We start from the raw sequence: 9857 nt of genomic DNA on the forward strand, positions 1-9857 counted from the left end.
GGCGCAGCAGCACACAGAAGTTGTCGAACCAGCTCACGACGCCCTGCAGCTTGACGCCGTTGACGAGGAAGATGGTCAGGGGGGTCTTGGTCTTGCGGACACTGTTAAGGAAGGTGTCCTGCAGGTTCTGCTTCTTGTCGCCGGACATGGCTTTTCGCTCTCTTGTGTTGGGCGGGGTTCCTTCCCGCCGACGGCCGCTAGATCGCCGCGGCCCTGGCGCTCTCGATATAGAGGCTGCGAAGCCGGGTTGCTACGGGTCCTGGCCGCCCGTCGCCCACGGCCCGGCCGTCGATGGAGACAACCGGCAGGAGCAGGGCCCCGGCGCCGGTGAAAAAGGCCTCCCGTGCGCTGCAAGCCTCCGTCAGGCTGAAGGCTCTCTCCTCGATCCGGATGTTCGCCGTCCGCGCCACCTCAAGCAGGGTCTCCCGGGTCACGCCCCTCAAGATGTTGGCGCCGGTGTCGCGGGTCACCAGCACGCCCTCTGACGTGACGATCCAGGCGTTGGAGGACGCGCCTTCCGTCACGAGGCCGTCCGCATCGATGAACCAGGCTTCGGCCGCGCCGGCCTCCTTCGCAGCCTGCTTGGCCAGAACATTGGGCAGAAGGCCCACGGTCTTGATGTCGCAGCGGCCCCAGCGGTTCTCGGGCGTGGTAAGGACCCCGACCCCCGCTGCCGCCCTGGCCTCGGCTGCGACCGGATCGGTCCGCTTCACGGTCACCACGACCGCAGGCGCGATTGGAGAGGCCGGGAAGACGTGATCCCGCGGCGCCACCCCACGGCTGACCTGCAGGTAGACAAGCCCATCCCGGATCCGGTTCCTTCTGATGGTCTCCTTCAGGACCGTCGTCAGCGCGGCGCGGGTCATGGGCATGTCGATGGAGAGCTCGCCAAGACTTCGCTCCAGGCGGGTGAAGTGTCCCTCGGGATCACACAGCCGCCCCCCGGACATGGCCCAGACCTCATAGACCGCATCCGCGAACTGGTAGCCCCTGTCCTCGATATGGACCGCAGCGTCGGCATGCCGGACATAGGCGCCGTTGACGTAGGCGATGCGTCCCATCAGCCCTCCTCCCCTTCCGAGCCCGCCCGCGCGCCCGTCAGGCCGAGGGACTTCAGCTTCCTGTGCAGGGCCGACCGCTCCATTCCGATGAAGGCGGCCGTCCGCGAGATATTGCCCGAGAACCTGAGCATCTGGGCGTGCAGGTATTCCCGCTCGAAGGCCTCCCGGGCTTCCCGCAGAGGAAGGGCGATGATCCTTTCGGCGCCGAGGCCCCGGCCGGAACGGGACCGCTCCTCCGGCTCCGGCGGGATCATCTCTGCGGTGATCGGTTCCATCGGATCGCCGGAGGCCAGGATCAGGAGCCGCTCGATCTGGTTCCGCAACTGGCTGAGGTTGCCGGGCCAGGCGCGCACCTGAAGGGCCGCAAGGGCGTCATCGGAGAGACGGCGCCGGGGCAGGCCCGACGCCTCGGAGATCTTCTGGACAAAGAAATCGACCAGGTCCGGAATGTCCTCACGACGCTCGGCCAGGCCCGGGACGCCGAGCGGCACGACATTGAGCCGGTGGAAGAGATCTTCCCGGAAGCGGCCTTCGGCGATCTCCACCCGCAGGTCGCGACAAGTGGAGGAGACCACCCGGACATCGACCTGGACATCGGACGCACCGCCCACCCGCCGGAACCGCTGGTCGACCAGCACCCTGAGGATCCGGCTCTGCGTCTCGCGCGGCATGTCCGCCACCTCGTCGAGGTAAAGGGTTCCGCCGTGCGCCCGTTCAAAGACGCCGATCTTGGCCGGCCTGCCGGCCTCGCCCTCTTCTCCGAACAGTTCGACGTCAACCCGCTCGGGCGTCATGCCGGCCGCGCTGATGACCATGAACTCGCTCCGGGCCCTCGGGCTGGCGGCGTGAATCATCCGGGCGACGGTTTCCTTCCCCGCGCCCGGGGGGCCGGAGATCAGCACGCGGCTGTTGGCGGCGGCCAGCTTCTGGATCAGCCCGCGGAGATGCTGCATGGTCGCCGAACGCCCGATCAGCCCCTCGGGCGTCACCGTCCTGGCCCGGAGCCGGCGGTTCTCGCGCCTCAGGTTGGCCGCCTCCAGCGCCCGCTCCACGACCAGCAGCAGCCTGTCGGATTTGAACGGCTTCTCCAGGAACTCGTAGGCGCCCCGCTTGATGGCGCTCACGGCGGTCTCGATGTTTCCGTGCCCCGAGATCATGATGACCGGAAGATCCGGGTCGAGCCCCTTGACGAGGTCCAGGAGCTCCAGCCCATCCATCCCCCCGCCCTGCATCCAGATGTCCAGGATGAGAAGCGCCGGCTTCCGCGCCCGGATTTCGGCCAGGGCCGACTCCGAGTCGTTCGCCGTGCGGACCGCATAGCCCTCGTCCGTGAGGATCCCCGCGACGAGATCACGGATGTCGGCCTCGTCATCCACCACCAGCACGTCCGCCGCCATCAGGCCGTCTCCTCTTGTGTCGTCTTCCGCTCGCTCGCCGCCGCGGCCGGCGGCAGTTTCAGCACCACCCGGGCGCCCTGACCTTCCCCGACATCGCCGAGAACGAGATCACCGCCGTGGTCCTCCAGGATGCGCTTGACGATGGCCAGCCCCAGTCCGGTGCCCTTCTCCCGCGTGGTTACATAGGGCTCGGTCAGGCGGTCACGGTCCTTCTCGGGCAGTCCCAGCCCATTGTCCTCGATCACGAAGGATACGCCGGACGCGTCCGTCTGGATGTCGACGCGAATACGGCCAGACGGTTCCGGATCGGCCCCCTGTCGGGCCCGGACGGACTCCACGGCGTTCTTGAGGACGTTGGCGAGGGCCTGGGCCAGCATTCGTCCGTCCACCCGAAGGGCCGCTTCCGGCAGGGGGTCGCCGATCACCCAGTCGATATCCGGGTCAGCGACGCGCCGCGCGAACACGGCCTCGCGCAAGAGCTCGGCCGCATCCTGGTCGGAGACCTGCGGGGCCGGCATCCGGGCGAAGGCGGAGAACTCGTCGACCATCCTGCCGATGTCGCCCACCTGGCGCACGATCGTCTCGGTGCATCGGTCGAAGGTGTCGAGATCTGCGGGCTCCACATTCCTGCGGAACTTTCGGCGGATCCGCTCGGCGGAGAGCTGGATCGGCGTCAGGGGATTCTTGATCTCGTGCGCGATCCGCCTCGCCACATCGCGCCAGGCGGCGTTCCTTTGGGCGGAGCGCAGACGGGTGATGTCGTCAAAGGTCAGGACCACCCCCTCCCCGGTACGACTGGCGCGGACCCGGAGCCGAAGGGTCTCGCGGCTGCGGTTTATGTCCACCTCGCCCTCGGCGTGGCCGACGGTGCGGGCGATGGCGAGGATCTCCCCGACCTCGGGGACCGCGTCTTCAAGGGGAGTCGGCGATGCAAAGACGGGGTCCTCGGGGAGATCCAGCAGGCGAACAGCCTGGCGGTTCGCCACGGTGATGCGGCCATCGGCGCCCGCAGCAAGGATGCCTGCAGACACCTCGGACAGGACTGTCTCGATGAATTGTCGCCGTCGCCGCGCTTGGTCTCCGGCCCGTGTCAGGGCCTCCCTCTGCTGGGACAGGTCTCGCGTCATGTCGTTGAAGGCCCGGGACAGCACGGCGATCTCTTCAGGATCGGCCCCTGCGTCCACCCGCGCCGTAAGATCGCCGCGGGCGACCCGTTCTGCAGCCTGCACCAGGCGACCGACAGGCGCCGAGATCGAACTGGCGGCCCCCATCCCCAGCCAGACCGCGCCGATCAGCACCAGCAGAGCGGTCTCCGCATAGGCCAGGGCGAAGGCCGCCTGGATGCGGTCACGGCTTTGCGTGGCGTCCCGGTAGGACACCAGGGCCTGTTCGGCTTCGGAAAGGTTCTCCACGACACCGTCGCCGACCGGTCGGACCAGGTAAAGGTAGGCGTCGGGATAGGCCTTCAGGCGAAAGAGGGTGCGGGCCAGGTTGGCGGAGACGAAGATGTCCCCCTCGTCCGCGGCCTCGAAGGCGAAGGCCGGCGGGATCACGAAGCCCGGCGCGCCAGGGCTTTCTGCACGCGCCAGGACACGGCCCTCCCGGTCGATCAGGTAGGCCGCGGGAAAATCATGGTCTGCAGCCTGCTGGGCGAGGAAGAGGCCGAAGGTGACCGGGGAGTCTGAAAGGGCGCCGGCCGCGCCGTTCAGGTCGGCGGACATCAGCGTCACGTGCTCGCGCACATAACGCTTCTGCTCCTCGAGATAGCTCCGGAAAACCGTCGCGGAATTCTCGACGACCGTCTGGACCCGCGTGGAGAACCAGTCCTCGACGCCACGGTTGACCAGGACGCCGTAGAGCAGGGCCACCACCAGGGCCGGCGCCGTGGCGGCGGCGGCGAACAGGGTAACGAACCTGAGGTGAAGCCTCGCCGCCGGGTCTGCGGTCCTTGCCCTAACCAGCCGCAGGACAGTCGCCCCGACCGCCGCCACCAGCCAGAGCATCAGGATCAGGTTGATCCCCAGGATCCAGAGAATGTTCAGGCTGGCCGGCGCAAGGGGCCCGGACTGCGGGGGAGAGGCCGCGAGCAGGATAGCCAGGCCGGTCAGAACGACGGCGGTCAGATACACGCCGCCGAGGGCCGTCCGTGTCGCCGCGAGAGCGCGGACGCGCCCTAGCCAGCTTGCAACCGTTCCAAGCCTCGATCCAGGCGCCTGCATGGCCGGATGTTAAGGCCGTGTGTGCTTTCAGATCAACAGGTCGTTGCCGAAAAGCGTCAGGCCGGCGATCGGCTTCGGCGTCTCCGGGCCGGATCTATCGCCGCCCACGGTTCATCTCGACCCCCAGGTCCTGAATTTTCTTCCGGAGGGTGTTCCGGTTCAGGCCCAGGATTTCCGCGGCCCGGACCTGGTTGCCCCGGGTTCCGGAAAGGGTCAGGGCGATCAGCGGGCGTTCGACCTCCTCCAGGACACGGTCGTAAAGCCCGGCAGGCGGCAGGCCGTCCGGGAAGGTCGCGAAGTGGCTCGACAGATAGCGCTCCACAAGGCCGGAAAGGGTGACGGGTCCATCCTGGCTCCTGAGAGGCGCCTGGTGGTCCGCCAGTTCCAGTTCGACGATCCGGGCCGTGATCAGGTCTTCGCCGTAGAGGGCGCAGATTCGCCGGATCAGGTTCTCCAGCTCCCTCACATTGCCCGGCCATGGGTGGGCCTTCAGTCGCTCGAGCGCCCCGGCGTCTATCGTCTTGGAGGGGAGGCCCTCGCGGTTGGCGCGAAGCAGGAAATTGCGCGCAAGGTCGGGGATGTCCTCTGTCCGGTCGCGGAGAGGAGGAATGCGCAGCGGCGCCACGTTCAGGCGGAAGTAGAGATCCTCACGGAACAGTCCCTGCTGGATGAGGCCCCGGAGATCACGGTTGGTGGCAGCGATGATGCGGACATTGGGCCGCCTTCCGGTTCTGGGATTGATGGCGGTCTCGGAACCGTCGATGACCCGCAGGAGCCGGGTCTGGGCGTCCAGGGGCATGTCGCCGATCTCGTCCAGGAAGAGAGTCCCCCCATCCGCCTCGACAAGCTTGCCGATATCCCCGTCGCTGCGCCCGAACAGCTCGGTCTCCACACGTTCCCGGGGCACCGCCGCCAGATTGATCACCACAAAGCGCCCGTCGCGGCGCCGGCCCATGTCGTGCAGCGCCCGGGCGACCAGCTCCTTGCCGGTCCCGCTCTCCCCCAGGATGAGGACTGTCAGGTCCGCCCCCACCAGCCGGGCGATGGTCCGGTAGACCTCCTGCATGGGCGCCGAACGGCCGATCAGGGGCAGGCGCTCATCCCGCGCCGCCCGCGCCTGGGCCCGGGAGGCCTCCACGTCCGCCGGCCGCGACAGGGCCCGCCGGGCGACCGCAGTGATGTCCTCCAGATCGAAGGGCTTGGAGATGTACTCGAAGGCCCCCGCGTCGGCGGCGTTCACCGCGGTCAGCAGGGTGTTCTGGGCGCTCATGACGATGACCGGCAGGCGCGGCCGTTCCTTGCGGATCCGGGGCAGGACGTCGAAGACGTTTTCGTCCGGCATGATGACGTCTGTGATGACGAGGTCGCCCTCTCCCTCCGAGACCCATTTCAGCAGGGTCGAGGCGTTGCCCGTCGCCCGGACCTGGTAGCCCAGCCGGGTGAAGGCCTGGCTGAGGACCAGGCGGATCGAGCTGTCATCATCGGCGATGATGATCTTCTTGGCCGCGGCGTTCATGCCGGATCCTCCGTAACGATGGGCAGCAACACCCGGAACACCGTCCGCCCGGGCTCGGAGTCGAAGTCGATCAGGCCGCCATGGGCCGAGACGAGCTTTGAGACGAGGGCGAGACCCAATCCCACCCCGCCGTTTCGGCCCGTGACAAAAGGCTGGAAGAGGCTGTCCCGAAGCGCCGCCGGCACCCCCGGACCATTGTCGATGACCCTCACCTCCAGGGGCGTGCTGCGGAGCCCGCTGGCGCCGCCGGTGCGGATGCGCACGCCATGCCGGAAGGCGGTGCGGATGATGATCTCGCCCCGGTCGTCCCCGCGCCGGTGAGCGGCCTCGGCTGCGTTCTTCACAAGGTTGAGGAAGATCTGGATCAGCTGATCCTCGTCACCGGGCGTCAGCGGCAGGGACGGGTCGTAGTCCTCCACCACCGAGAGCCCTTCGCCGACCCCGTTGACCGCCAGGGTGCGGACCCGGTCCAGGACCAGGTGAATGTTGACAGGCCGGCAGACCGGTGCGGCGTCATCGGAGAAGGCCTCCATCCGGTCCACCAGCCGCTTGACCCGGTCGACCTCGTCGACGATCAGCTGGGCCAGCGGGGTGTCCTCCACGCGCGCGCCGGACTTCAGGAGCTGGGCCGCTCCGCGAATGCCCGCCAGGGGATTCTTGATCTCGTGCGCCAGCATCCGGCCAAGGCCGATGATGGTCCGCAGTCCTGCGCTCTCCGCGCCGCCCCGTTCTCCGCTGAGAGCGCCCGACCGGACCGTCAGGGTGACCAGAACCGAACCGTCTTCCAGCGGAGAGGCCGAGCCGTCTGTCCGGAAGGCGGCGTGACCGTAGAGGCTGACCTCAAAACCCCGTTCACGGACCGCTCCGCCTTCGATCCGGGCCCGCGCGATGAGCGACAGCAAGGGCGACTCAGGCGCCATCACGGTCGACAGGCCCGTGCGCGTCATGACGCCGAGGGACTGTCCGAACAGGCGTTCCGCCGCTTCATTGGCGGCGCGGACCTGTCCGTCCTCAGCCACGACAAGGGCGGGCTCAGGCGCCATGTCAAAGGCCGCCGCCCGCAGGGCGCTGCTCGCCTGTACCGGACTCATGCCGCCAGCTCCTCCCGCCAGAGTTCCCTCAGACCCGCCTCGACCTCCCGGGGCGTCTCCATTCGGCAAAGTCGCCTGCGGGCCTCGGCTCTCAGGGCCGGATCCGCGGGCGTCGCCGCTTCCTCGACATAGGCCGCCAGGTGCTTGCGGAAGATCCGCAGTCCGGTCCGGTCTCCGTAGAAGTCCAGGGTCTCGGACAGATGCTGCAGGACGACCTCAAGCCGGGCTTCCCGATCCGGCTCCTCGAAAACCCCGCCCGACAGCCCCGCCTCGATCCAGGGCGCGATCCAGGGCCTTCCGTAGACCCCGCGCCCGATCATCACCGCATCGGCGCCCGACGCCTCCAGGGCCCGCGCCGCATCGCTTGCGTCCCGGATGTCGCCATTCACGATCACCGGCACCTCCACCTCGGCCTTGACCTCGGCCACGGCCGTCCAGTCGGCGTGGCCCTTGTAGAACTGGCAGCGGGTCCGGCCGTGGACGGTGATCGCCCGCACGCCCCGGGCCTCGGCCCCCGCTGCAATCGCCGGGGCGTTGCGCGAGGCATCGTCCCAGCCGAGCCGCATCTTGATGGTCACCGGGGTGTCCACGGCGTCGACCACGGCCTCGATCAGCCGGAAGAGAAGCTCCGGCTCCCGCATGAGGGCCGAGCCGGCCAGGGCGCCGGCCGTCACCTCCCGGGCGGGACAACCGAAGTTCAGGTCGATGACGTCGGCGCCCGCCGCGGCGGCCAGCCTGGCCCCGGCCGCCATGTCCTCCGGCGTGCGGCCCACAAGCTGGACCACCATCCGCGGCAGGCCCTCGCCCACCGCCGCCCGCCGGACCACATCGGGACGGCCGGCCGCAAAGGCCGAGCACGCCACCATCTCGGTGGCCACATAGGGCGCGCCCAGGCGTGACGCCGCGCGACGGAACGGCAGGTCCGAAACCCCGGTCATGGGGGCGATCCAGACCCGTCCGCCGATCTCGACATCTCCGATCCGGACCGGGTTGCTCATTTTGCAGTCACTCGCATCGCCCTCTTTTTAGGCAATTTGAGGCGGCCGTAAAGAGGCGGAGCGATCCGGCGCCTCTGGACAGCCGCGCTCGCGACCCTAAACAGCGGGCATGACCTTCTCCGCCGTCATCGTCGCCGCCGGCGCCAGCCTCCGGGCCGGGCCGGGCGCGCCCAAGCCCTGGCGCGACCTTGGCGGCCGGCCGGTCCTGGCCTGGTCCGCCCGGGCGCTTTCCGCCGCCGGGGCCCGCCGGCTGGTGGTGGTGACGACGGCGGACCGCATCGAGGCCGCCCGGACCCTCCTGGCCGACCTTCCTGGCCTGGTGGTCGTGGAGGGCGGGGCGGCGCGCTCGCTCTCCGTCCGGGCCGGTCTCGCCGCTCTGGATGGCCCGCCGGACGAGCCGGTCCTGGTCCACGACGCCGCCCGCCCCTTCCTTGAGGCGGCGGTCATCGCCCGGGTCCTTTCCGCCCTCCGGGACGCCGACGGCGCCATCGCCGCCCTCCCCGTCCCCGACAGCCTCAAGCGCGGCGGGGGCGAGATCGCCGGGTCCGTGGACCGGGAGGGTCTCTGGCGCGCCCAGACCCCCCAGGCCTTCCCGAGGGCCGCCCTCCTCGCCGCCTTCCAGGCCTGGCCGGGGGGCGAGCCCACGGACGAAGCCGCCGTCATGGAGGCCGCCGGCGCCCGCATCGCCCTGGTTCACGGCGACCCCCGCCTCTTCAAGCTCACCTGGCCCGAGGATTTCGACATGGCCGAGTCCCTCGCCCGCCCCGTCCGCGAGGTCCGTATGGGCCAGGGGATCGACGCCCACCGCTGGGGCCCCGGCGACGGGGTCTGGCTGTGCGGGGTCCGGATACCCCACGACGCGGCCCTGGTGGGCCATTCCGACGCCGACGCCGGACTTCACGCCCTGACCGACGCCCTGCTCGGCGCCATCGGCGAAGGCGACATCGGCCAGCATTTCCCGCCCACGGATCCGCGCTGGAAGGGAGAACCCTCGGCCACCTTCCTGGCCCATGCCGGCGCCCTGGTCAGCGCCCGGGGCGGCCGGATCCTGTCCCTTGACCTCACCCTGGTCTGCGAACGCCCCAAGGTGGCGCCTCATCGGGAGGCCATGCGCCAGGCCGTCGCCGCCATCCTCGGGATCGACGTCTCCCGGGTCAGCATCAAGGCCACCACCACCGAGGGCATGGGCTATACGGGCCGTCAGGAGGGCCTCCTGGCCCAGGCCCTGGCCGCCGTCGAGCTTCCCGCCACCTGATCGCCGCCCATGGGGGCTTGCGCCCGCCCCCCGGCCGGTGGTCAGGTCGGTTGGCCCGCGCCAGACCGGAGTCGAGACATGTTTTCCATCGAGATCGAGACCCTCGCCCGCCTCCTGATCGACGAGGCCCGCGAGCGCCAGTTGCGCCTGGTCACGGCCGAGAGCTGCACGGGCGGCCTGGTCGCCGGCGCGATCTGCGCCATCCCCGGCGCCTCGGACGTCTTCGAGCGCGGCTTCGTCGTCTACAACAACCGCGCCAAGCAGGAGTTGCTCGGCGTCCCGGGGGAAATCATCGCCGACCTCGGCGCCGTGTCCGAGCC

9 protein-coding genes are annotated in these 9857 nt (G+C 69.5%); 2 read left to right on the forward strand and 7 right to left on the reverse strand.

Annotation, left to right across the window (positions count from 1 at the left end):
* The 7 genes from hfq to dusB all read right to left on the reverse strand — a co-directional run.
* Positions 1–148: RNA chaperone Hfq (gene hfq, locus INE98_RS02620; RefSeq protein ID WP_293536336.1), on the reverse strand; the 148-nt coding region annotated here is incomplete at its 3' end.
* A 49-nt stretch (positions 149–197) separates the two neighbouring features.
* Positions 198–1061, reverse strand: coding sequence for a D-amino-acid transaminase (locus INE98_RS02625; RefSeq protein ID WP_293536321.1), 864 nt, complete (start codon positions 1059–1061; stop codon positions 198–200).
* Complete coding sequence (locus INE98_RS02630; protein WP_293536323.1) at positions 1061–2458, reverse strand: sigma-54 dependent transcriptional regulator; 1398 nt, start codon at positions 2456–2458, stop codon at positions 1061–1063. Before INE98_RS02630 ends, INE98_RS02625 begins: the two co-directional genes overlap by 1 nt.
* Positions 2458–4587 (reverse strand): PAS domain-containing sensor histidine kinase, encoded by a 2130-nt coding sequence (locus INE98_RS02635; RefSeq protein WP_293536324.1) that lies wholly within the window; start codon positions 4585–4587, stop codon positions 2458–2460. Before INE98_RS02635 ends, INE98_RS02630 begins: the two co-directional genes overlap by 1 nt.
* A 184-nt stretch (positions 4588–4771) precedes the next feature.
* Entirely contained in the window at positions 4772–6193 is a 1422-nt protein-coding gene (locus INE98_RS02640; RefSeq protein WP_293536326.1) for a sigma 54-interacting transcriptional regulator, read from the reverse strand.
* Positions 6190–7284, reverse strand: a complete 1095-nt coding sequence (locus INE98_RS02645; RefSeq protein WP_293536328.1) for an ATP-binding protein — start codon at positions 7282–7284, stop codon at positions 6190–6192. The genes INE98_RS02640 and INE98_RS02645 overlap by 4 nt, the downstream gene beginning before the upstream one ends.
* Entirely contained in the window at positions 7281–8282 is a 1002-nt protein-coding gene (gene dusB / locus INE98_RS02650) for a tRNA dihydrouridine synthase DusB (protein WP_293536330.1), read from the reverse strand. The genes INE98_RS02645 and dusB overlap by 4 nt, the downstream gene beginning before the upstream one ends.
* A 109-nt stretch (positions 8283–8391) precedes the next feature.
* On the opposite strand from dusB, the gene INE98_RS02655 reads away from it, so the two are divergent.
* Both INE98_RS02655 and INE98_RS02660 read left to right on the forward strand, forming a co-directional pair.
* Entirely contained in the window at positions 8392–9537 is a 1146-nt protein-coding gene (locus tag INE98_RS02655) for a bifunctional 2-C-methyl-D-erythritol 4-phosphate cytidylyltransferase/2-C-methyl-D-erythritol 2,4-cyclodiphosphate synthase (RefSeq protein ID WP_293536332.1), read from the forward strand.
* Between the two features lie 78 nt (positions 9538–9615).
* The coding region (locus tag INE98_RS02660; RefSeq protein ID WP_293536334.1) for a CinA family protein at positions 9616–9857 on the forward strand (242 nt) is incomplete at its 3' end.

The organism is Phenylobacterium sp., assembly GCF_020253645.1.
In the GTDB taxonomy this organism is placed as follows: domain Bacteria; phylum Pseudomonadota; class Alphaproteobacteria; order Caulobacterales; family Caulobacteraceae; genus Phenylobacterium.